At 39.5% G+C, this 24,488-nt stretch carries 19 protein-coding genes, 2 tRNA genes, 1 other RNA gene and 2 pseudogenes; 12 read left to right on the forward strand and 12 right to left on the reverse strand.

The features are described 5' to 3' along the window. Both tuf and rpsJ read left to right on the forward strand, forming a co-directional pair. Positions 1–127: pseudogene (gene tuf / locus GYY70_RS01825) on the forward strand (elongation factor Tu); the annotation flags it as partial. A gap of 17 nt (positions 128–144) precedes the next feature. After that, positions 145–456 (forward strand): 30S ribosomal protein S10, encoded by a 312-nt coding sequence (rpsJ, locus tag GYY70_RS01830; RefSeq protein ID WP_025329903.1) that lies wholly within the window; start codon positions 145–147, stop codon positions 454–456. A 294-nt stretch (positions 457–750) separates the two neighbouring features. On the opposite strand, the gene GYY70_RS01835 is transcribed toward rpsJ, so the two are convergent. The 3 genes from GYY70_RS01835 to GYY70_RS01845 form a co-directional block, all read right to left on the reverse strand. Then, positions 751–1,947 carry a PLP-dependent aminotransferase family protein gene (locus tag GYY70_RS01835; protein WP_174831071.1) on the reverse strand — a complete coding sequence of 399 codons (1,197 nt, stop codon included), beginning with the start codon at positions 1,945–1,947 and terminating at the stop codon, positions 751–753. A 261-nt stretch (positions 1,948–2,208) separates the two neighbouring features. Then, positions 2,209–3,423, reverse strand: coding sequence for a diaminopimelate decarboxylase (lysA, locus tag GYY70_RS01840; RefSeq protein WP_174831073.1), 1,215 nt, complete (start codon positions 3,421–3,423; stop codon positions 2,209–2,211). A 4-nt stretch (positions 3,424–3,427) separates the two neighbouring features. Then, complete coding sequence (locus GYY70_RS01845; protein ID WP_078474526.1) at positions 3,428–3,598, reverse strand: lipoprotein; 171 nt, start codon at positions 3,596–3,598, stop codon at positions 3,428–3,430. Positions 3,599–3,730: 132 nt separating this feature from the next. Here GYY70_RS01845 and cyaY point away from each other — a divergent pair, with 132 nt between their 5' ends. Beyond that, complete coding sequence (gene cyaY, locus GYY70_RS01850; protein WP_078474527.1) at positions 3,731–4,054, forward strand: iron donor protein CyaY; 324 nt, start codon at positions 3,731–3,733, stop codon at positions 4,052–4,054. A 22-nt stretch (positions 4,055–4,076) separates the two neighbouring features. After that, on the forward strand, positions 4,077–4,976 hold the full coding sequence (locus GYY70_RS01855) for a LysR family transcriptional regulator (RefSeq protein ID WP_084547970.1): 900 nt from the start codon (positions 4,077–4,079) through the stop codon (positions 4,974–4,976). Positions 4,977–5,133: 157 nt separating this feature from the next. On the opposite strand, the gene GYY70_RS01860 is transcribed toward GYY70_RS01855, so the two are convergent. Then, a complete protein-coding gene (locus GYY70_RS01860; protein WP_174831075.1) occupies positions 5,134–6,549 on the reverse strand; it encodes a pyridoxal-dependent decarboxylase in 1,416 nt (471 codons plus the stop codon). Positions 6,550–6,748: 199 nt separating this feature from the next. Here GYY70_RS01860 and thiL point away from each other — a divergent pair, with 199 nt between their 5' ends. The 3 genes from thiL (at position 6,749) to GYY70_RS01875 (ending at position 8,929) form a co-directional block, all read left to right on the forward strand. After that, entirely contained in the window at positions 6,749–7,711 is a 963-nt protein-coding gene (gene thiL / locus GYY70_RS01865) for a thiamine-phosphate kinase (RefSeq protein WP_174831076.1), read from the forward strand. Continuing rightward, positions 7,695–8,246 carry a phosphatidylglycerophosphatase A gene (locus tag GYY70_RS01870; RefSeq protein ID WP_370521132.1) on the forward strand — a complete coding sequence of 184 codons (552 nt, stop codon included), beginning with the start codon at positions 7,695–7,697 and terminating at the stop codon, positions 8,244–8,246. The genes thiL and GYY70_RS01870 overlap by 17 nt, the downstream gene beginning before the upstream one ends. 131 nt (positions 8,247–8,377) lie before the next feature. Continuing rightward, positions 8,378–8,929, forward strand: a complete 552-nt coding sequence (locus GYY70_RS01875; RefSeq protein ID WP_174831080.1) for a ZapG family protein — start codon at positions 8,378–8,380, stop codon at positions 8,927–8,929. 68 nt (positions 8,930–8,997) lie between these two features. Here GYY70_RS01875 and GYY70_RS01880 read toward each other — a convergent pair whose 3' ends face one another. Next, a complete protein-coding gene (locus tag GYY70_RS01880) occupies positions 8,998–10,416 on the reverse strand; it encodes a PolC-type DNA polymerase III (protein ID WP_174831082.1) in 1,419 nt (472 codons plus the stop codon). A gap of 237 nt (positions 10,417–10,653) precedes the next feature. Between GYY70_RS01880 and GYY70_RS01885 the strand changes: the two genes are divergently transcribed. Both GYY70_RS01885 and GYY70_RS01890 read left to right on the forward strand, forming a co-directional pair. Next, positions 10,654–10,730: transfer RNA gene (locus GYY70_RS01885), tRNA-Arg, on the forward strand. Positions 10,731–10,737: 7 nt separating this feature from the next. After that, a tRNA-Glu gene (locus tag GYY70_RS01890) sits at positions 10,738–10,812 on the forward strand. Between the two features lie 106 nt (positions 10,813–10,918). Here the strand turns inward: GYY70_RS01890 and GYY70_RS01895 are convergent. The 3 genes and pseudogenes from GYY70_RS01895 to GYY70_RS01905 all read right to left on the reverse strand — a co-directional run. Next, a complete protein-coding gene (locus GYY70_RS01895; RefSeq protein ID WP_174831084.1) occupies positions 10,919–11,647 on the reverse strand; it encodes an SIMPL domain-containing protein in 729 nt (242 codons plus the stop codon). 118 nt (positions 11,648–11,765) lie between these two features. Beyond that, positions 11,766–11,863: signal recognition particle sRNA small type (gene ffs / locus GYY70_RS01900), an RNA gene on the reverse strand. Positions 11,864–12,158: 295 nt separating this feature from the next. Continuing rightward, positions 12,159–13,395: pseudogene (locus tag GYY70_RS01905) on the reverse strand (DEAD/DEAH box helicase); the annotation flags it as partial. Between the two features lie 430 nt (positions 13,396–13,825). Between GYY70_RS01905 and recA the strand changes: the two are divergent. Together recA and trpE are read left to right on the forward strand one after the other, a co-directional pair. Then, a complete protein-coding gene (gene recA, locus GYY70_RS01910; RefSeq protein WP_025329915.1) occupies positions 13,826–14,875 on the forward strand; it encodes a recombinase RecA in 1,050 nt (349 codons plus the stop codon). Between the two features lie 310 nt (positions 14,876–15,185). Continuing rightward, the gene (trpE, locus tag GYY70_RS01915) at positions 15,186–16,661 is read left to right on the forward strand and encodes an anthranilate synthase component I (protein WP_084586045.1); all 1,476 of its coding nucleotides are present in this window, start codon (positions 15,186–15,188) and stop codon (positions 16,659–16,661) included. A gap of 135 nt (positions 16,662–16,796) precedes the next feature. Here the strand turns inward: trpE and modD are convergent, their stop codons facing one another. From modD to lepA, 4 genes are all read right to left on the reverse strand, one after another. Continuing rightward, positions 16,797–17,642 carry a ModD protein gene (modD, locus tag GYY70_RS01920; protein ID WP_174831086.1) on the reverse strand — a complete coding sequence of 282 codons (846 nt, stop codon included), beginning with the start codon at positions 17,640–17,642 and terminating at the stop codon, positions 16,797–16,799. 97 nt (positions 17,643–17,739) lie between these two features. Next, entirely contained in the window at positions 17,740–19,473 is a 1,734-nt protein-coding gene (locus GYY70_RS01925) for an ABC transporter ATP-binding protein (RefSeq protein ID WP_174831088.1), read from the reverse strand. Positions 19,474–19,498: 25 nt separating this feature from the next. Further along, positions 19,499–21,298, reverse strand: a complete 1,800-nt coding sequence (locus GYY70_RS01930) for an ABC transporter ATP-binding protein (RefSeq protein ID WP_174831090.1) — start codon at positions 21,296–21,298, stop codon at positions 19,499–19,501. A gap of 556 nt (positions 21,299–21,854) precedes the next feature. Further along, complete coding sequence (gene lepA, locus GYY70_RS01935) at positions 21,855–23,651, reverse strand: translation elongation factor 4 (protein WP_025329920.1); 1,797 nt, start codon at positions 23,649–23,651, stop codon at positions 21,855–21,857. Positions 23,652–23,785: 134 nt separating this feature from the next. On the opposite strand from lepA, the gene GYY70_RS01940 reads away from it, so the two are divergent. Then, the gene (locus tag GYY70_RS01940) at positions 23,786–24,223 is read left to right on the forward strand and encodes a MerR family transcriptional regulator (RefSeq protein WP_174831092.1); all 438 of its coding nucleotides are present in this window, start codon (positions 23,786–23,788) and stop codon (positions 24,221–24,223) included. The last annotated feature ends 265 nt before the right edge of the window (positions 24,224–24,488 follow it).

Here is a 24,488-nt window from a genome sequence, read left to right on the forward strand (position 1 = left end):
GGGAGAGAATGTAACGATAGACGTAGAACTGATTCATCCGATTGCGATGGAAGAAGGCTTACGCTTTGCGATTCGTGAAGGTGGCCGAACAGTTGGTGCCGGTGTGGTTGCTAAAGTTATCGCTTAATCAGGAAGAATATAGATATGAAAAACCAGAAAATCCGTATTCGTCTGAAAGCTTATGACTACGCTCTAATTGATCGTTCTGCACAGGAAATCGTAGACACTGCCAAACGTACTGGCGCTGTGGTAAAAGGTCCGATTCCTCTGCCAACCAAAATCGAACGTTTTAATCTGCTGCGTTCTCCTCACGTGAATAAAACTTCACGTGAACAGTTGGAAATCCGTACTCATCTGCGTCTGATGGATATTATCGACTGGACTGATAAAACCACTGATGCATTGATGAAACTGGACTTGCCAGCTGGTGTTGATGTTGAAATTAAAGTTCAATAATTAATTGAATTACTAAAACGGACTGGATATTATCCAGTCCGTTTTTTATTTATTCTTAATTCGGCTAATTGAACAGGTTAGAATAACCAATCCAGAATTTTAGGCAAAATCTGTTCTGTGATAGGTAAGGTGGATATTTTGCGGTTAATGATTCTTCCATTAATGCAGAATTTATTAGCCAGTTTCAATTGGTGTGCAGAGTATTTAGTTAATAGTTTAAGCCATAAAAAAACCAATACCATACTGGGTATTGGCTGTGGTGGAAAAAACAGATTAATGCAGTTTGCTAATATTTCACAGCAATTGTTGTTGAATGTGATGTTTAATTATATCTGCCATTTTTTTTATCCCTGTATCAATTTTTTCTTCTGAAACAGTTACAAAAGCCAGCCTTAAACAATTATTTTTTTCACCGTGTACATAGAAAGTTTCACCGGGAGCAAAAACTATTTTCTGAGCAATGGCTTCTTTGAGTAATTCAGTAGCATTAATATATTCAGGTAATTCAACCCAGATAAACATACCTCCTTCAGGTTGATTCCAGCTAACTTCTTTAGGCATATACTGTGCTAATGATTGCAACATATACTGGCAGCGGGCATTATAGAGCTGGCGGATTTTCGGAATATGATGATTGAGAAAATTATTTTTATTAAGAACCTGATAAGCAATGTACTGGGTCAGGCTAGGGGTGTGTAAATCAGAAGCTTGTTTTAGCGGAAGCAGTTTACTGATGAATTGCTTATTCGCAACCAGATATCCTAAGCGGAGTCCCGGCGCTAAAATTTTGGAAAAAGAACCTAAATAAACAGTGTTTTCTGGTGCCAGCGTATATAAAGCAGGCAAACGCTGACCCTGATAATCCAAATCGCCATAAGGATCATCTTCAATCAGCAATAAATTATTCTGTTTTGCTTTTGCGGCTAAAGCCTCTCGCCGGTGTAATGGTAACCGACGTCCGGTAGGGTTTTGAAAATTTGGAATGCTATATAGAAATTTTGCAGAGCTTGCCAGTTCATTATCTATAGTTTCAGGAATTAAGCCTTCATTATCACTGGCAATAGCTACATATTCGGGATTGTATTGATTAAAGGATTGTAATGCCCCAAGATAAGTCGGAGTTTCTACCAGTATTGTATCGTTAGTATCAATTAGTGCTTTCCCGATTAAATCCAATGCCTGCTGTGAACCAGTTACTATCAGAATTTCATCACTACTGACTGATACATGATCACGTTCTGATAAATAATTAGCTATCCATTGCCGTAAAGGTGTATAGCCTTCACTTGGTCCGTATTGTAGTGCACCATAAATATCCTGATTTTCCAGTAAGGCATTAGCTGCATCTTTGATTTCTGATAATGGAAATGTATCTGGTGCTGGTAAGCCGCCAGCAAATGAAATAACATCTGCTTGTTCGGTGACTTTAAGGATTTCTCTGATGGTTGAGCTTTTTAAATTTTGCGCACGTCGGGAAAATTTCCAGGGCATAAATCTGACCTTTTTAGATGATATTTGCTTAATTGTTAAAATATATTTATCTTATTTGATTTTAAAATTATTTTTTAATTGTGGTTTGGATAATGCAACGAATTTTTTTTATCGTACTTATAAAGCGTAATATCAGCCGGAGAATATTCAATATCTGAAAAGCTTTTCGATGAGTAACATAAAATTAGTATAGCGTCTGTGCAAAAATACTGGCAGATGACGCTATACTTGTGCTTTATTATTACAATAAGTATGGATTAATCATAAGCATGCTGTTTCGGTAGCCAACAGACTGTCAATTGTTTCTCGCTCTCGAATCAGATGATGTTCTGTACCATTAACCAATACTTCAGCGGCACGACAGCGAGTGTTATAGTTACTTGCCATACTGGAAGCATATGCCCCGGCACTTTGTATTAACAGTAAATCACCTGCTTTAGCTGCAATGGTTCGGTCTTTAGCCAGAAAATCTCCGGTTTCGCAAATTGGTCCGACGACATCAGCAACAAATTTATCTGCTGTTGTCGGACTGGCGTTAATAATATTGTGATAGGCCTGATATAGTGAAGGCCGTATCAGATCGTTCATGGCCGCATCTACAATCACAAAGTTCTTTTTTTCACCTTGTTTAATGTATTCAACTGTAGTGAGCAAACTGCCGGTATTACCAATCAGACTGCGCCCGGGTTCGAGTATTAAAGGCAGGTTACGCCCGGATAACAATTTGCTGACTGCTGCTGCATAAGCATTCAGATCAGGCACATTTTCGTTTTGATAAACAATACCTATGCCACCACCCAAATCAATATGCTCTATCCGGATTCCCAGTTCGTCTAGTTTGTCTACTAGTACCAACAATCGTTGTAATGCTTCGATTAAAGGTGATAAATCAGTGAGTTGTGAGCCAATATGGCAGTCAATTCCTGTAATTTTTAAGTGCGGTAACGTAGCTGCAAACTGATATGCTGCTAATGCATCCTGACTGGCAATTCCGAATTTATTGGCTTTTAACCCAGTAGAAATATACGGATGAGTATGAGCATCAACATCAGGATTAATACGCAATGATACCGGAGCAATTTTATTCAGACGCTGGGCAATACTATTAATACGTTCCAGCTCAGCCATTGATTCAACATTAAAACAGCGAATATTGTTTTTCAGGGCAAATTCAATTTCAGCGCTGCTTTTGCCCACGCCGGAAAAGATGACCTTGTCGGCAGCTCCGCCAGCCAGTAACACCCGTTCTAATTCCCCGCCTGAAACGATATCAAAACCGCAGCCCAGACTGGCAAAATAGCGCAGAATAGATAAATTTCCATTGGCTTTGACTGAGTAACATATTAAAAATTTTAAATCGGCAAAAGCCTGCTGATAAAGATTAAAAGCATCTGCCATTGCTTTCTGGCTATAAACATATAATGGTGTACCATACTGTGCAGCCAGTACAGAGTAGGGTACTTGTTCACATTTCATGGAATTAGTCATGTTTAGGTAAATTTTTCTGATCAATCGGATCAATAGTCAGTCCGGTTTGTACAGGTCCGTATTTAGCTTTATCTCCCTCTTTTGGCAAATAAAGATCACCCTTATAACCACAGGCCGCTAAACAACTGGTTGCAATTACAGTTAAAAAGAAGAAACGAAACATTAATCTGACCTATTGTAGTTAAGCTGGCAGTGAACAGCTATACTGCCAGAACGGATAAAACTAGGATTTAAACATATTATATGGCAAGATAACAGTTTGAATGTAATAAAATGCAGGGGTATGGTAAGTAAGATGACCGAAAGTGAATTTTTGCAATATAGTGATGATTTGTTTGGCTATATTGAGGAAAAAATAGATGAAGGCGGTTGGGATCTCGATTGTGAAGCTGGCGGAAATGTACTCACAATTGAAGCAGAAAGCGGTGAGCAGATTATTGTAAACCGTCATGCAGCTACTCAGGAATTATGGATAGCGGCAAAAAGTGGTGGTTATCATTTTGCCTGCAAGAACGGTCAATGGCTTTCAGCACGGGATGGCAGTGAATTTTTTGCGGTCTTAAATCAGGTGCTGTCTGCCGCCTGTGATGATGACGTATCTATTCCGGTTTTGAGCTGATTTCTGATATGGGGAAATAGTGATGTTGCATACCTTGATTAAACATGATTTGAAGGCTTTACAGGCATTTGTGGCTATTGTTGAATGTCAAGGTGTGACTGCTGCACAGAAACGGCTGAATATGTCACAATCGGCAATCAGTATGCATTTGGCGCATCTGGAAGAAAGTCTGGGCGTGATATTATGCCGGCGCGGTCGTTCCGGTTTCGGGCTGACTAAAGCTGGGCATCAGTTATATGAAGCCTGTACATTACTTTTACAGGCAACATCTGAGTTTCATCGGGAAGTACAGAATATTAAATGGCATCGTTCGGTGCTTTCCGGTAAGTTGCGAATTGGCCTAGTTGAGTATTTACCACCTGATTTTCAGCGTATTTTTAATCAGGTCATTGCCAGTGCCTATCAGCATTATCCAGAGCTGCGTCTGACTATTGATATTTGTGCGCCACATGATATCGAAACCGCTATTGCCAATAATCAGATGGATTTTGGTATCGGCTATTACTATAGCCTGCTGAAAAATTTGCAATATCAGATAGTTTTCGAGCAGCGTGAGCATGTTTATTGTCATGCAGAACATCCGGCTGCAAAAGTTAAGGATTTAACGTTAAATCAGCTTGCTGAAGAATATCACTGGGTAAAACGTACCTATGCTGATTTTCCGGCTAATGCCGGCTTTTCTGCCGGAGTAACTACGGCTACTGCAGATAAAGAGCGGGCAACATTGTTGTTTATTCTCGCAGGCAGCCATCTTGGTTTTTTGTCACAAGACATGGCTGAGCCTTATGTTCGTTCAGGTGAACTGGTGCCATTACTGGCACAGCAGGCGACTAATATAGTAAATCATTTTGCTGTTACCCGCCCTACGCCTGATCCACGGGTAAACTGGTTTCTGGGAGAGTTAAGCGGTCTGTTGCCTTAAAGCAGTTAAGAACGGAGTACTCCTTTAAATTAGATAGCTAGCCAAAAAAATTACAAGGCAATAAATAATAAGTGAATTTTTATTCAAAGTAAGTATTTAAATAAAAATAGAAGACCGATAAACGGGTAAACCAATAATATGTATAACTTCTTATAGATTATTTACTATTGATAATGTTTTCAATTAATGAACATATTAATTTAATATCTTCAATAGTAGTTCGCCAGTTTACAAATGCTGCACGTATACCTTTTTCATGATTAAAAGTGGTTGGTGTCATAAATACAAGACCGGTTTTATTTAATCTTTGCAGAAATTCAGCGGTATCGTATGCTGCAGTAACTTTAAAGCAGACAATATTTAAACGTACTTCAGCCAATAATTCAAAATAGCTGCTTTTACGTATATAGTTACCAAATTCTTGAGCCAGCTCAATAGAATTATCCACAATATACCGATACCCTTCTCTGCCATAGGCTAACAGGCTGAACAATACTGGTAATGCTTTTAGTCTTCTGGAATTTTCCGGCAAGATATTCATAAAGTTAAAATTTTCCAGTTGATTTTCCAGATATGGAGCACTGTTATTTTTAAACTGATTAAACTGTAAGCTGAAATGCGCCTTTCGTATAAAAAAGCAGGCATTTTCATAAGGTACGTTTAACCATTTATGGCAATCTATGGCAATGCTGTCAGCCATTTCCCAACCATTGAGTAAATGCGGATAGTGTGAAGAGCAGGCGGCAAATGCTCCAAAGGCAGCATCAATATGTATCCAACAGTTATAGCTATGCTTCAATTTCATAATTTCCGCAATAGCATCAAAATCAGCTGTATTGGCTGTGCCCGCATTTAAAACCAGAATAAATGGCTGATGTTTGAAATGATCTTCAATAAACAGTTTTAATTCGGCTACATTAATGGCTTCACGCTGATTTGAAAGAGTAGGAATGGTAATTAAGTTATTTCTGCCTAAACCAAGCATAGCCAATGATTTTAATACTGATGAATGAGGGGTAGCCGAGATAACCGGTAGTGACAGATTTATTAAACCATCTGCAGCAATATCCTGCTTAAACTGAGTACCAAACCATTGTCTGGCCACAGCCAGTGCAGAAAAATTTGCCATGGTCGTGCCGGTGACAAATCCGCCGGTAAATTCCCTTGGCAGATTGAATAAATCCAGTAATAAATCAGTTGTGTGAATTTCAATACGTGCAGATACATCCCCCTCGCCGCTGATAGCCTGAGTATTCTGATCGTAAATAGTAGCCAGAATATCGCCTATTATTGCAGCCGGTGTACTGCCTCCGGTTACATACCCCCAATATCTGGGACCGCCTGAAGCAACAATAAACTCTTTAAACTGAGTATTAAATTGATTTAAGGTCGCTAATCCGCCATAACCTTGTTCGGGTAGATTTAGTTGCGGCAAACTATTTTGCTGTTGCTGAGTTAATTGGCAACATGTTGGCATACTGTCGAGGTTGTTTAGAAAGTCAATAGAGTGATGAAAAGTATTCTCTAAAAGCTCATGGATGGCAGTTAAATCGTTTTTTAATGTTTTATTCATATATATTTATTGTATGGATTTATCTAGAATTGATTGTATAACTTTTTAATTATTGAAGAAATTTATTTTAAATCTAAGCAATGATATCTTTAGATAAGGCAATATAACTCTGCCTGGTTATGGTAATAGACTTTTCTGGAAAGATTCAGGCAGACATCTTAAAATCTGAATCTGATTTGTATTCTAAAGTCTGTCTATCGTGAATGAATTTGATTTTATTCGTCAATATTTATATCGTCAGCAGCAGGATGAGCAACTTATTCTGGGTATTGGGGATGATGCTGCTATTATAAGACCTCGTAGTGGCTATGATCTGCATTTCAGTACTGATATGCTGATAGGCGGAACACATTTTTTTCCGGATGTTGCTCCGGGGGATTTGGCGCATAAAATACTGGCTGTTAATTTGTCGGATATGGCCGCTATGGGAGCCAGTCCGCGTTGGGCATTGCTTAGTGTGGCGCTGCCTGAACTAAATAAGGAATGGTTAGCAGCGTTTTGTGATGCTTTGTTTGCACTTGCTGCGCGTTTTGGGGTAACACTGATTGGTGGTGATACCACTAAAGGTAACTGGATATTTAATGTTAATATTATTGGTGAAACACCTAGAGGACAGGCTTTGCGGCGTGATGCCGCAAAAATCGGTGATGATATCTGGGTGTCCGGTCAGTTGGGGTTGGCTGCCGCTGCATTGGATATGCACTGGGGAAAAGTAAAATTACCCGCAGATGTATATAAGACGTGTGAACAGAAACGTCTGCGTCCGGAACCGCGGGTTGCACTAGGAAGACAGCTGCTCTCCCTTGCGCATGCTGCGCAGGATATTTCTGATGGTCTGGCTCAGGATATCGGACATATTCTGGCTGCGAGTAATGTGGGTGCACAGTTGAATGTCGATGCTATTCCCGGCTTACAGACTTTACGGCAGATATCTGATGATGAGCAGCAATTAAGGCAATGGATGCTGGCCGGAGGTGATGATTATGAACTGGTGTTTACTGCACCTCCTGTACAACGTGAAGCAATTTTAACAGCAGCTCAGACTACTGTTACACCGGTAACACGAATTGGTGCTATTACTGCATCAGGACTATTGCAGTTAAAAGATAATGCGGGCAATATTATCAGCTTATCTAAACAAGGATTTGACCATTTTGGCTGAACAAGATTTGACTACTGCACCGGTAACACCTACTTGGCGCTGGTTGTGCCGGCATCCGGTATGCTGGCTGGGTTTTGGTTTTGGTACGGGATTAGCACCGAAAGCACCCGGAACATTCGGGACGCTGCCAGCCATTCCATTGGCCGCATTATGGCTTATGCTGGGATTACCCCTATGGCTGAATATCATTTTTGCTTTGTTGCTGTTTCTGGTTGGTATATTTATTTGTGATTATACTGAACAAGCATTGCACCGGCAGGATTATGGAGGCATCGTCTGGGATGAAATTGCTGCTATGATGCTGATTTTATTTTGTATACCTGCAGGATGGATATGGTGGCTGGCTGCTTTTGTTATTTTCCGTTTCTTCGATGCTGTAAAACCATGGCCTATTCGTTGGTTTGACGCCCGGGTACACGGCGGGTTCGGTATTATGCTGGACGATTTGATTGCGGCAATTTTTAGTTTACTGGTGTTATTACTGGCCGGATACTGTATATCATCTTATGATTCAATTTTGAATATATTCAGATAAAATTGCATAAAACAGTTAAATCTTTAATCAATAATAATCCGGAATACGTTATGCTATGCTAACCATAATGATAAAGTAATCTGCATGGGGCTGATGTCAGATATGATATTCAACAGGAAAAGGAAAACAGCATGAATGGTCAGGTTTGGTTGTATGTATTAATTGCTGCCATAATCGGTTTGGTGCTTGGTATGGGGCTGATGTGGCTGTTATTGCGGCGCAGTAGTCAGAATCAGCAATATCAGTCAGTTAAAGCCAGCTTTGACAGTTATCGTCAACAGGTAGACCAGCATTTTATTCATACGGCCAGTGCTGTAGATGAGTTAAACCGCTGCTATGAAAAAGTATTGCAACAACTTAATATTGATGCAAAGCAATTGATGGAAAAAAATACTTTGCAGGAACTGCTACAGAAACGTGCTGATAAAAGTGTTACTTTGGCATTTATGACCAGTTCAGAAAATAAAAATCCGCAAACAGATGCGGATTCGACCTTGCCTTATACTGATGTGATGCAAGCGGCCGTCATCCCAATTAACGGCATGCCGGATCAGGTACCTGATCGTATCGGTCCTAACGTGATACATAGCCACGAGCAGCTGACACATCCTAAAAACAAAAATACTACACGTGACGGTGGGCCAACAGAAAAATCAGTTGATCTACAACAGAGTAAATCCTGATTAGGGTTTAATGCATTAAAAAATCAGGCTGTAGCAAAATTTTTGCTACAGCCTGATTTTTATTTTAATTAGCGTATAAATTCGATATTTTCCGGTTTTTTCAATCTCTGTTTAAGTTGTTTAGGTAAAAGAGGATGAAAATACCAGTGCTGGTCATCCAGCCGGATACAGCCTGCCTGAGCCTCAATTGTCACATTCGTATCAGTTACGGCATCTGTTTCAGTAACACGTATCTGATGCCATTTGCCCCAGTCGCAAACCGGTAACAATGGCGCATATTGGATAACTTTGTCATTTTGGTCAGCCATAGCTGTTTCTTTACGGCAGTGACCATCACATAAATGAGCAGCCTGTTTCGGACAAGGTTCATGAGTGCTGATGCTTTGCGGCAGAATATCCAGTACCGCTGGGCACAGATCATAGCGGCGTGCCCAGTCAGATAATGCACGTTTTGCTGCACGCGGATGAGCAAATAATCCGTAAGGCGGATGTTGCAATATTCCTTCCTGCAGCCGAATAATTCTTGCCTGTAATTGTCCGCGCTGATTGGCTACAAAAGAAACCGTATACCAGTTAGCAGGTGAGGAAGATTTGGATAAATGTGTCTGTGTTTGTGGGTGTAACTGATAGTAACCATATAGCCATAATGCATGCAAAGAGCTGACTGCGGGAATAAAATTAATTTCTGTAGTATTTTTCCAGTAGCTTTGTGTATTTTGGCGCTGAAATTGTATACATATATCGGTAAAAGCCCGTTCCACTATCATTAAAGATTCAGGCTGATTCGGAGAATGTTGTAACAGAAGCCCGGAGCTGTCTGGCAGGGCATATAATTGCTGACGTAATTCAGGTTTAAGCCATGCAGGGAAATAACCCGGTTTAATCATTGCCCGCCACTGAGACTGCCAAAGGGCATTATCATGCTCACGCAAGCTGCGCTGTAAAAACTCAGTTAAAGCAAGAACGTCACCCATGGCACGATGGCGGTCGGCTGCGTTCAGATCAATTTCGAAACGAGCAATAATGGCATCCAGATTATGTTTGAAATGCTGCGGGTATAATTTGCGTGAAAAGGGGACTGTATCAAGTGTTGGTGCTGCAAAATTAATATTATTGCGTGCAAAAGCATGACGCAAAAAAGTGTAATCAAAGCGACTATTATGTGCGACCAGAAGGTGTCCGCGCAGTAAAGGTAGAAGCTCACCAGCAATGTCGGTAAAGCTCGGTGCATCCAGCACCATTTCATTGCTGATACCTGTTAATTTAGTAATAAAATCGCTGATTGGCTGCTGCGGATTAACCAGCCATTGATGTCGGCTGATACAACCCTGATGAAAACGTAAAATAGCAATTTCAGTGATCCGGTCCTGAGCGAAATGGCCACCGGTGGTTTCAAGATCGACTATGGCAACAGGCAGAGGCAGCGTACAAAAAACCGCTGCCAGCTCGGCAAATGCAGCGGCGTCATCGTTGGTAACAATACTCATGACGCAAATAACTAACGCTTAAAAAATAGTCATTCTATACTAAAATGCAGGTTATGGAATAATGCCTTTATACTAAAAAGCTTAATGAATTTATATAAACACTATCTATGCAGGTCTCCAGAATTTAAATATGAATTTATCTGTCGATAAAACAGTATATTGCTTAATATTGCTATTTTTTAATTATGACTGGTCTTGACAGTAATGCCGATGTTACCTATACTGCACATCTTTCTCGCACCCGTAGCTCAGTTGGATAGAGTATCTGGCTACGAACCAGAGGGTCGGGCGTTCGAATCGCTCCGGGTGCACCAAGTTTCCGCGCCCATCGTCTAGCGGTTAGGACATCGCCCTTTCACGGCGGTAACCGGGGTTCGATTCCCCGTGGGCGTGCCAGTTAATAAGAAAAGCCAGCTTTCTTAAGCTGGCTTTTCTTTTATCCAGATTTTTGTTCAGAATTCATATAGGTATTGAACTAATTTAAATAAGAGTGACTGGTTTTTTATTCAGGTAGTCCGGTTATCTGAATTTTTCCATTAATGTTTAATGTGAGACGAGTTTCACCGGCTGCAATATCCTGAACCGGAGCAGAACCGGCTGTACGACTCAGCATCATAGGTTGAGCATAGGCTGCATAATTCTGGGTAGGCTGGCTATTGCCTAAATTTATATTCACTATTTTGTATCTATGACCGCCTAGTTCATGAGTAATTTGTGTTGCACGCTCCTGAAAACGGGCAATAGCCTGTCGGGTTAATTTTGTTTCATAGTTTTTCAGTGTTGTATCTGCAACCTGATAATTTATAGCTTCAATGGTTGCCAGATGCTGTACTGTAGCAGCGAACTGATTTAAAGCCGCTAAATTTGTACTTTTAATCTGTATCAGAGCACTGTCCTGCCAGCCATTATCGATGCGTTTATCTTTTTGATAATCAAATCTTGGCTCAACCGCACGCGTTAATTGTGTGGTATTAAAATCAGCATGCCGGTGTGCATTAGCCAGAATCTGATTCAGTTGACTGGTAACTTTATTGCTGATCTGTTGTCTGTCCGCTCCCTGTTGCTGAATCTTCAATACCAGCACCATTTCATCCCAGGTAAGGGTTTGCGATGCCTGTGCACTCAGTTCTACTACACCATAATTTAATTTTATTTCTTCTGCCAGACTGCTACTTGTTGAATATACAGATAGTAATACTATGAAGATATATGAAATAAAGCGGCGGTTCATTGTACAAACCTTTGTCACAATATAATTAAAGCAGATTAGCAAGGTGACAGATTAAATACAATAATTATTTGATAATAATGGGAAAAGATGAGGAATATACAGAAAATTTAGAAATAAGGGTGGCGAGCCAAACCCCCGGCACTGGTCGCTTTAAGATGGGCTGCTTGCTTCCGCACCTGACCCGTTGTCCTAAATAACCATGCGGGGAGACCCGCCACAGCGCGGTATTATACCGGTAGTTAGACTAATTCCCAACTATTTTCTTAATTTTAATACAAACAAAAATAGCTATTGTTAAAACAATAGCTATTTCAAATAATTAATCGCAAAAATTAAAGGCTGATTTTGGTTTTACGTACACCATAATCCGGTTGAAGCAGAGCGCATTGCGGATGATTATGACGGCTGAAACGGCGCGCACGTCCCGGAATTTGCTGACAGCTGACACTTACGTCATTACTATCCTGAGTTCTGCCTGTCTGATTATTTGCATTAGCCTGATTGGCTTTAGCTGCTCGTTCGCGCTGACGCGGTTTATCACTCTCAACTTTAACCGAAGAAGTCTGTGACGCTTTATTTTCAGCGGGTGCCTGTTCCCACCAGCGCGGTTCAAAGCCTTCAATGCGTTCAATTTGCAGGTTATTCTGAGTTAATTCTTTTATTGCATTAAATACTTTTTGTTCCTGCTCATCCATCAGGGAAATAGCTACCCCTTCAGCGCCGGCACGACCGGTACGCCCGATACGATGTACATAATCTTCGGCATTCAAAGGTAGCTCATAATTGATTACAAACGGAAGTTCAGCAATATCCAGACCGCGTGCCGCTACATCCGTAGCCACCAGAACACGCAAACCGCCTTCCTTGAATTGTGCCAGTGTTTCCAGACGTGTTTGCTGGGATTTATCGCCATGAATGGCTTGTGCACTTATTCCGCGGCGGTTCAATTCGCGATTAACCTGATCAACACTTTGCTTAGTATTACAGAATACAATTACCTGATTCATGTTCAGATCACAGATCAGTCGCTGCAGAAGTGAACGCTTGCGTCCGTTATCCAGTGCAATAATATGCTGTTCCACATTGGCAGAAGTGGTATTTTGTGCCGCTACCTGAATTTTTTCCGGATTATGCATAAAATCCTGAGCGAGCCGCTGAATGGCCGGTGCAAAAGTTGCTGAAAACAGTAAAGTCTGACGCTGTGATGGCAGCATTTGCATGATTTTGCGGATATCGTCAATAAAGCCCATATCGAGCATTCGGTCTGCTTCATCCAGAACCACAATTTCCACTTTGTTTAGCTGGATATTTTTTTGTTGTACGTGGTCAAGCAAACGTCCTACTGTGGCAATAACAATCTCGCAGCCCTGACGTAAATCCTGTTTCTGAATCTCCATATTCATCCCGCCAAACAGCACAGTCTGGCGTAAAGAAAGATTTTTCAGATAACCCTGTACATTCTGATCAATCTGGTCAGCCAGCTCACGAGTTGGTGTCAGTACCAGCATACGCACAGGATGCATTGCCGGAGATGTACTGGTATTAGCATAGCGTTTCAGTCTTTCCAGACTTGGCAGCATAAAGGCTGCAGTTTTTCCTGTGCCTGTTTGTGCGGCAGCAAGTAGATCCATACCTGCCAGCGCTTTCGGAATAGCCGCATACTGTATAGGTGTAGGTTCGTGATAACCCTGTTCTGTTAGCGCAGAAACAATTTCCTGAGATAAACCCAGGCTGGCAAAAGCATTCATTTTGACAACCTCCAGTTGTTGTCTGCAAATACATACAACTGTTACGAATTGGATAGAATAGATGACTGTTCAAATATCATTATTTTTAGAAAAGCACCATAACGGCAGATGGTAATCATTGATGTTATGGTTATCGTGACAAAATAGTCACTAATGTAAACCAATAGTGTATCATCTTTATCAACCCGTTATAAACCTGACTGCTATCTGGCTAAAATTAAATAAAAATTCGTAAATTAGCATTTGAATGAAGTCATTACAGCTTTGTATAACCTTTTGCAGACGGGCATTCAGCTACTAAGTAACAGATAACAAAATCGTATAATTCAAATAGATAGCATAAATAAGCTTTTGCTAAACATCTAATCATAGGCTTATGAGATAATTAACTTTATTAAGTTAATCATACAGTACAAGCGAGCATATCAATATGTCAGATGAAAAAAGCAAGGCTTTGGCTGCGGCACTGGCGCAGATAGAAAAGAATTTTGGTAAAGGTTCCATCATGAAAATGGATGGCAGCCATACCGATGAAAATCTCGAAGTAATCTCTACCGGTTCACTCGGACTGGATCTGGCTCTGGGTGTGGGTGGTTTACCACGTGGTCGTATCGTAGAAATCTACGGACCGGAATCTTCCGGTAAAACAACGCTGTGTCTGGAAGCCATAGCACAGTGTCAGAAAGATGGTGGTGTATGTGCATTTATCGATGCCGAGAATGCCTTTGACCCGATTTACGCCCGTAAACTTGGGGTAAAAGTTGAAGAATTACTGGTATCACAACCTGACACCGGCGAACAGGCTCTGGAAATTTGTGACATGCTGGTTCGCAGTGGCGGGGTGGACATGGTTGTTGTTGACTCGGTTGCAGCCCTGGTACCCAAGGCTGAAATTGAGGGCGAAATGGGTGACAGTCATGTCGGCTTGCAGGCCCGTCTGATGAGTCAGGCTTTGCGTAAACTCACTGGTAACATCAAAAAAACTAATACTCTGGTTATTTTCATTAATCAGATTCGTATGAAAATCGGTGTCATGTTTGGTAATCCTGAAACCACTACTGGTGGTAATGCACTGAAATTCTACTCATCTGTACGTCTGGATATCCGTAAAATCGGCCAGATTAAAAAAGGTGATGATGTTATTGGTAATGAAACACGCGTTAAAGTAATCAAAAACAAAGTAGCTCCGCCATTTAAACAGGCTGAGTTCGATATTTTGTATGGCGAAGGTATCAGCTGGGAAGGTGAGTTGATTGATATCGGCGTTAAGCTAGGCATTGTTGAAAAATCAGGTGCATGGTACAGCTACAATGGCAGCAAAATAGGTCAGGGTAAAGACAATGTACGTCAATGGTTGAAAGATAATCAGGAAATAGCCGACGAAATTAATCTTAAAATTCGCAATAAAGTAGGTATCACTGCTCAGAATACCGAAGGGCAGTTGGATGATACTGATGGTGAAATGCCTGCCGAAGACTAAACGGGTCTGTTTTAAAAAGCTGCTTAGCTACACTAAGCAGCTTTTTTATTAGCTTATATGAGTTAAAAATCGACTGGAAAATTCTGGATAGTATATAGTTAAAAGAAAGGTAATTGCTTATGGAATAAGCAATACCATTGATAATACGGAAATGAGTTGCAGAGTCAGAGACCATTCCATTACTTCATGTATACATCTGATAAATGCTTTTAAAGCGGATTTAAGTTATGATATTGAAAAGGAAAATGGTACTATTTGTAAAAAATTCCGATCAGAAACCACACCTTTTAAACAACACCAAGCATAAATCATGATCACTTTAGCTGAATATCAGCAACAAATGACTGCCGGCTATACTCATATTCCATTAGTACAGGAAGTGCTGGCAGATATGGATACACCATTGTCACTTTACCTGAAACTGGCAAATAAACCATTCAGCTATTTGCTGGAGTCGGTAGTAAATGGTGAGCGTTTTGGTCGATATTCTTTTATCGGTTTGCCCTGTGATACCTATATTAAAATATCCGGACAAAACACAAGGGTATACCAGAAAAATCAGCTAACAGAAACGCATCAGGGTAATCCGCTGGAATTCATTAAAACATTTCAGAACAGATATAAAACTCCTGATATTCCTGACTTGCCAAGATTTACAGGGGGATTGGTAGGTTATTTCGGATATGAAACCATTTATCATTTTGAACAGATAGCCCACCGGCTGAAGCAGGCAGACAAACCTAATCCGATTGGTGTGCCTGATATTTTTCTGCTGCTTTCCTTAGAGCTGGCGGTTGTGGATAATTTATCAGGCAAAATTTATCTGATTGTTTATGCCGATACCAGTAAAAAAGATGGTTATCAGCAGGCCAGAGCACGTTTAGAAGAGTTACGCACCGCACTGCGTCAGAGTGTGCAGTTGCCATTGTCACTTGGCAGTGAATTAACTGAGCCAGTGGCTGAAACTGGCGAAGAACAATATAAAAATTATGTTAAACGGGTGAAAGAGTACATTCTCAATGGCGATTGTATGCAGGTTGTCCCCAGTCAGCGCCTCAGCATGCCTTTTTACGATAATCCATTGAGTCTGTACCGTGCTCTGCGTACTTTGAATCCTTCCCCTTATTTATTTTATTATCATTTTGACGACTTCTATGTGGTGGGGTCTTCTCCGGAAATTCTGGTAAGACGTGAACAAAGCAGCGTTACAGTACGTCCTATTGCCGGAACGCGTCCTCGGGGCAGAACACCAGACGAAGATCAGGCACTGGCACAGGATCTGATAAATGATCCCAAAGAAGTGGCCGAACATGTCATGCTAATTGATCTTGGACGCAATGATGTCGGACGCATTAGTAAAATCGGTCAGGTAAAAGTTACCGATAAAATGATTATCGAACGCTATTCTCATGTAATGCATCTGGTATCCAATGTTGAAGGTGAATTACAGGATGGAACATCGAATCTGGATGTACTGGCTGCCACCTTTCCGGCTGGTACGCTTTCAGGCGCACCAAAAGTGCGTGCTCTGGAAATCATCGAAGAACTGGAGCCAAACAAACGCGGTGTTTATGGCGGAGCAGCCGGTTATCTGAGTTTTTCCGGAGATATGGATTTATGTATCGCTATTCGTACTGGTGTTGTCAGAAACAATACACTATATGTACAAAGTGGTGGCGGTATCGTCTTTGATTCAGATGAAGAGCTGGAATGGCAGGAAACTCAAAATAAAGCCAGAGCAGTAATCAGAGCAGCCCATATGGTGCAGCAGGGTCTGGATAAGTAAAGCAGATAATTAGTTATTTACAATAAACTATGGTTGATGCGCTATTATTTATAACTATTCCATCAACCATAGTTAAATGCTGTGCCAATACTGTGCAGTAAACCATCAGCCAATCATTTAAATCGCAAATCAGCATTAAACTGGTTGCAATTTCACTTTAATATCTGCCGGCGGAGCATAATAGGGCGCAGAGGTAACCAGTAATTGCGCTCCCGCACGAACATATTCCGCTATATTTAATAAAGTAACGCCACCGGCAGCAGACAATAAACTCATTGGCGCTAATATTTGCTGTTTTGCCAACACCAGTGCAAATTCTTCCGGCGTAAACTTATCCAGTTGTACAATATCTGCCTGTGCTGGCAGTGCTGCGAAAGCCTCTTCGATATTATCTGCTTCGACAATAATTTTCTTTTCCGGCGCAGCATACTTTAAACGCGTTACCATAGCAGCCCAATCATCCGGCTGCTCATAAAAATGGCGGTGATTGGCAAACAGCAAAACAGACTCAGCTGTGCCGGCACGATGTAATATTCCTCCGCCATCTATTACAGCAGCAATAGCCAGAGATTTCGTACCGGGAATACTCTTACGCGTGCAGGCAATTTGTACCAGCGGATTAATCTCATGTGCGCTTGCCAGCATTTGCGCCATATATTGTGCCACACCACTGCACCATTCCAGTACATTCTGTGCCACCTTCCAGCCCTGATGCAGATTTTCAGCTTGACCAAAAGCGGTTAACAGCACGGTTTCAGCATTAACATCAGTACCATCTTGTTCTTGTATCACTACTTCCAGCCCAAGCTTCTGCAATAGCCTGGCTGCAATGGCCACACCACTAACCCTGCCAGCTTTCTGGCGACAGAATGTCATTTTTCCAGCCTGCCGGCCAAAACCTAAAGCACGGGTGGTTAAATCACCATAAGCGATATCATCGAGTAATAGTTTATCCAGCTCAGCATCAGATAAATAAAACATGGTATTTCCCCGTTAAATGAATGACTGCAACCTGCGCCTGTTTCTTATCAGTGATGTCGCTATAGCATATACCGATAATTATGAGAAAAATAATTAATCAGTAATTAACAGATAATGCTTGTTTTTGAAAACTATAAAGCTTAGTAAATAAACCATTATTGTCCATCAAATCTTGATAATTACCTTGTTCTGCAATTGAACCTTTATCCAGAACAATAATATTATCTGCACCGATAATCGTTTTTAAACGATGAGCAATAACGATTACAGTCCTGTCTTTGACCAGACTGGCGATTGCTTCCTGAATATAAATCTCATTTTCAGGATCCAATGAGGCGGTAGCCTCATCAAGCAAAATAATAGGAGCATTTTTTAATAATGCTCTGGCAATTGAGATTCGTTGCCTTTCACCGCCCGATAATTTACTGCCGTTTTCACCTATTAAGGTATTCCAGCCATCAGCTAATCGGGCAATTAGTTCATCACATCTGGCTATTTTAGCGGCAAGTTTGACTTCTTCATCAGATGCATTATGCCTTCCGATGCGAATATTGTTCATAATCGTATCATCAAACAATACCACCTGTTGGAAAACAAAAGCCATTGAATGCATCAAGGTTTCAGGGTCAATTTGCTTAATATCAAGATTACCAATGGTAATCCTCCCCGAATTTACATCCCAAAAGCGCGCAATCAATTGTAATAAAGTACTTTTACCACTACCTGATGGTCCAACTAATGCTGTCATTTTTCCTTCTGGAATAGTGCAGCTTAAATTATTAATAACGTTTATTTGATTATAGGAAAAATTAACATGATCAATATTGATAGTATGATTAGCAAAAGTCACATCTTCTTTTCCTTCCATAATAGACTCAGATTGTAAACTTCTCATTCTATCGATGGAAACAAGCATATAAAACAGCTCGGGTAATAATGTCAAAATAGAAATCAGAGGGCTATAAATTCGTGAACTGATAATAACAAAGGCAATAAAAGTAATTGGATTCAAGCTGCCAGAAACCATCAGTGAAACACCGAGTAAAACCACTATGCCTAAACCGACTTGTAATGTCATGGTAGACAAAGTGACAATAATTCCTCCTATTCCTTCAAACTTAATTGATGCCCACATCATTTTTTTAAGAGCTTTATCCAGGCGTTGGAATTTTTTACCACTTATTCCGTAACCTTTGATGATTTTAATACCATCCAGATATTCCTGAACTTCGTCGGAAACGATTAATTTTGCCTGAACATGTTTTTCACCAAATTTTTGTTCAAGTCTTTTACCAATAACAACAATAATAATAGAAATCGGCAGAGTACAAAAAATAGCACCAGCCATCCGCCAATCATAAAATGCTAATAAACAACAAGTTATCAGACTGCTGATTGAATAGCCGATTAATTGGGGTATCACATGGCTAAGCATGTTCTCAATAACGGCACAATCACCCATAATATTAGCCGTAAGTTCAGAAAGATCTTTTCGATTAAAAAAACTAAGCGGTAGTTTGCGGATTTTTTCAGCAACTTCAATTCGGGTATTGGCAGCCTGACTGACAGCATTAGCATAAGTTTTTTCATATTCTCTTTTATAACAAAATAAGAATAATAAGGCTGAAACCACGCCTGCTCCCGCCATAATCCATAAGTAATTTATATTTACAGGAATTTGGTCAGTTAATGGCTTAATTAGCAGGATAATTATCTGTAATAAAATGACAAACGGTAACATTAATGTCAAATTAGAGATGATACAGGCGATAATAGCTTGATTAAGATTTTTATTCTCTGCATCAGACAACATCAATAATTTTTTAAACATATGCCACCTCATCATCTTGACCAGACTAATGCAATTGCCAATTTAATGTTTGCTTATAGTATTGCCACATTTTGTAATAGGTATGATGCTTATCAATTAGCTGCTCATGCGTTCCTTTTTCAACAATTCGACCTTTATCTAATACCACAATTTGATTTGCATCTTTTATTGTTGATAAACGATGAGCAATCATAATAACGGTTTTACCCTGCATCAAAACTTTCAAGGCAAGCTGAATTTTGTATTCATTTTCAGGATCAGCAAAAGAAGTGGCTTCATCAAGAATTAAAATAGGTGAGTTTTTTAGTAATGCGCGGGCGATTGCTAAACGTTGCATTTCACCGCCTGAAAGATGCAATCCTTTAGTGCCTATTACCGACTGATATCCGTCTGGCAGCTTTTCAATAAATTCGTGACATTGTGCAGCTTTGGAAGCGGCAATAACTTCATCTAACCGAGCATCGGGTTTGCCGATTTTAATATTATCTAAAATAGTTTGTTTAAAGAGAAAAATATCCTGAAACACAAAACTCACTAGCGACAATAAATACTCACTTTTCATTTGCTTAATATCTACACCACCAATCGTTATCGAACCTTCATCAGGATCAAAGAAGCGGGGAATAAGCAATGAGACTGTACTTTTACCACTGCCGGAAAGTCCAACCAGAGCAGTAGTTGTTCCTTGTTTTGCCGTAAACGAAATGTGACTTAGCGCATTATTCTCTGAAGCCTTGCTATCCTGAATCTTATTGTAGGCAAAAGTGACATCATTAAAACCAATATCATAACGATTTACTTCTAAACCGGATTCGGGTTCAGCTAAAGGTTTTACGTTTAAAACACTATCCATATTTTCAACGCTTTTAACTGCTTTTTGAAGGCCTTGAGAAACATACATGAGTTTTAAAAAAGGCGCTGGTAATGCCAGTGAGAAAATTAAATAAAAAATAGAAGCTAAGATAAAATTTGCATAATTATCTACAGAACCGAGTAAGAAAATTATTACCGGGAGAATAAAAAGATAGATGTTATTTAATATCAGTAGAAAAAATGCCATATGATATTTAAAACAATCAGTAAACTTAAGGCAAAATACTTGATACGCTTTGATTGACTCATAAAAGCGTTTAAATGAGAAAAAAGTTTGATTGAAAGCTTTTACAACAGCAATACCACGAATATATTCAACTGAAGCATTACTCATATCAATGAGTCGATTTTGAAACTCCTGCATATGGTTTTTAATATCTTGACGACGATAGCCGCTTATCAAAACAATATAAGCCAAAATAATGGGTACCAGCGTTGCCAACCCTAAACGCCAGTCAAAAACAGCTAAAATAATTAAAATGATAATCGGAGTCGCAAACGAACCAACCATATCAGGGAGTTGATGAGCAATAAAAATTTCTATCTTTTCAATATCATCATCAACGATTTTTCGTAACTCTCCACTCGAATGTTCAGTATAAAATCCTAATGGTAAATATGATAAATATCGAACGAAATTATATTTCAAATAGTAAAGCGTTTTAAACGCAGCAATATGCGAGAAGCAAAGTGCAAGGAAATTAAAAAATAGCGACAATGCAGCCGCAATAAAAGCCAGCCAACCATAATGAATAATAAGCCCGTTATTTAATACATCCTTATTGGCTAAACTCATTATTAATTCGTAAACAATATAATAAACCGAAATAAAAGGGATAAAAGCAGTAGCAACACTTAAAACTGAAAATAAACAAGATAAAATAATTAAAATTTTATTTTTAAAGGTAAGTTGCCAAAGTCGAGAAGCAGGACTGTTATTACACGGTTTCATTAAATGAGTACCTTATTAAAGTAATAGTAATCATTATCATTTATAATATATAAAATAACAATTCTTTTTATAAAACAAACAATATTATGGAGTGTGTTAATAAAATCGCAGGCCTTGAGTGCAACAAATTTTGCACTGAGTCATGATTTTGAGCTGATGCGTGATCACAATGGAAAAGATAGCTCTACTTCTTAAAACTATCTTAATGACGAACAGCTGATTAAATAATTAACTCAGTTAAATTATCGAGCAGAGTTTTTTATTGATCATGACAAATTATTTTGTTTTTAGTTATCAATAATTCCTAATAAAGATAACAGATTGCCAGTGATGTTTTCATTTCATAAGCTATATCTATCTGGTATATAACCATTGATAATTTTGTCGTATATAACCTTTACCTGAAAATGATATCTATCTGAAAGAAATCCAGGTACAAAAAATGTAAGCTGAAACAGTTAATACTCAAAGTATTATTTCAATAGCTGTAGAAAAACTAAGAGGGTATAGAAAAAACATACCCTCTTAGTTTTAAATTGACAGAGATAAACATTTATCAGCTAATATCCAGCACCGCATGGAATGCAGCTTGAGGAATATCTACACCGCCAAATTTACGTTGTCTGACTTTATTATCTTTTATATTTTTAGCAATTTTTCTCTTTTTGGATAGAGAGCCGGAATATCCTTTTCCGGTTACGCTTTTGCGTAAGGGCGGAATATCCTCACGCGCAATAACTCTGTTTTCAACCACAGACTGAACTGGCATGGGATATAACTTACGCGGAATCACATGCTTCATTTTCAGAGCTATTTGCTTACCGCGTTCATAACTACTGCTGCGCGGTAAAATAAATGAAAATGCATCTACTATTTCATCATTCAGCCAGATATCCATTTTCACAAGATCAGACGCAATATAACATCTGTCGCGGTAATCAACTGAAGCATAACCATGCGTGATGGATTTTAATGAATTGAAAAAAGTATAGGCAATTTCAGAAATCGGCAGCTTAAAAAATAGTTCCGCCATTTTATTATTGAGGTAGGTCATATCAACGAATATGCCTCGCTTTTCCTGGCACAGATTCATAATTTCGCCAATATTTTCCACAGGAATAATAATGGCTGACTCAATAAAGGGTTCTTCAATGGAAGCTATTTTTTCAAAACTCGGTAACAATGTCGGATTATTTACCGTTATTATCTGGCCATTCGTAAGCGTTACCCGGTACTCAACACTGGGAAACGTAGAAATAATTTCAATACCATGCTCCCGTTCAAGTCTTTCCTGAATAATTTCCATGTGCAAAATGCCTAGAAAGCCACATCGAAAGCCACTGCCAAGTGCCAGAGAATTTTCCTGTTGATAAACAAAGGCCGAATCATTCAGAGCCAGTTTTTCTATCGCATCGCGCAGCTTTTCCTGTTCCTCATTTTTAATAGGAAATAAGCCTGCATATACCATGGGTTTAACATCTTTATATCCGGGTACGGGAGGAGTGTCTGGTGCATTAATATCAATTAATGTATCACCAACTTTCACATTGGACACCACCTTTATATTAGTAGAAATATAACCTACCTCGCCCGCAACAAGCGTTTCAACAGACCTCATTTCAGGCAGAAATACACCAATCTGTAATGCTTCAAACTCCAGTTCACTTTTGATCATTTTAATTTTCTGACCATTAGTCACCGAACCATTGAAGATACGGACATGCAGAACTACACCACGATACATATCGTAATGCGAATCAAAAATTAAAGCTTGAAGAGGACGATTCTGCTCACCACTAGGTGCCGGTATTTCTTTAACAATAGCATTCAGAATATTATCGACTCCGGCCCCTGTTCTGGCCGAAGCCAATATAATATTATCCAGATTAATCCCATCCAGCTCTTCGAGCTCTTTGGTAACACGTTCTACATCCGCATTTGGCATATCAATCTTATTGATAACCGGAATAATCGTTAAATTCTGTTCCTGCGCTAATTTTAAATTAGCAATAGTCTGAGCCTGCACTCCCTGTGTGGCATCAATCACCAATAATGCCCCTTCACAAGCGGCTAAACTGCGGGAAACTTCATAGGCAAAGTCAGTATGACCGGGTGTATCAATCAGATTAAGTTCATACTCAGCCTGATCTTCGGCCTGATAATACATGCGCACAGTCTGGAGCTTAATAGTAATACCGCGCTCTCTTTCAAGCTCCATATTATCTAATAATTGCTCTTTCATTTCTCTTTCGCTGACCGTTTTTGTCATTTCAATTAACCTGTCAGCCAGCGTAGATTTACCATGATCAATATGAGCAATAATACAAAAATTTCTAATATTATTTAGGTTCATATTCCCATTCTTTCAGATTTTATTCATTTAATAGGCATTAAATGTAATAATTAGAGTAACTCGAAGTCAAGCTTAATATCCCGTCTTTACTAATTGTGATATTTTGTTGATTTATAAAACTAAAGAGGTAAAAAATGGTGGATTTACAGGATTGTATTTTATCAATAGCCAATAATGGGCAGTTAAGCCTCAAACCTAAATATTCCGTAACCGAAGCGGCCCAAATTCTTGGATTATCAGCACATACTCTGCGCTATTACGATTCCCTTAATTTATTCCCGTTCTTACAGAGAGATCAGCATGACAAAAGATTCTTTTCAGATGCAGATTTACAATGGGCAAAATTAATCGAGTGTTTACGCAATGCCAATATGTCCATAAAAGATGTTCAACACTATGTAGAGCTCTGTTTGCAAGGAGATAAAACACTGAATCAGCGGCTGAATATAATTAGCCAGCAAGAACAAAAGCTGCTCGACACCATGGAAACATTAAAAAAGCAAATAGCATTGTTGAGATTTAAAAAAGAATACTATGAAAATGCTAAACTCAAAAAAGACCTTGATAAATAGTACTGTCATCTAATCACAAGTAAAAGGAAATAGAGGCTATAAACAAGTCAACATCCCAATCGGCAGATAGTGAAGTCAAATAAAACAGCAAAAGCTGAGTCAAAGGAGCCAAAAATAAACACAGGAAAAACAGTTGAATGAGGAGAAAGTCAAAAATAAATGCAGGCAGGAGTTGACAGGGGGTTTGTGGAGGCGTATAGTTCGCCTTCTTCGCTGATGACGCGACACGAAACAAACGAACAGTTTAAAGTAGAACGCAGTCGAA

The organism is Snodgrassella sp. ESL0324 (assembly GCF_013344955.1).
In the GTDB taxonomy this organism is placed as follows: domain Bacteria; phylum Pseudomonadota; class Gammaproteobacteria; order Burkholderiales; family Neisseriaceae; genus Snodgrassella; species Snodgrassella alvi.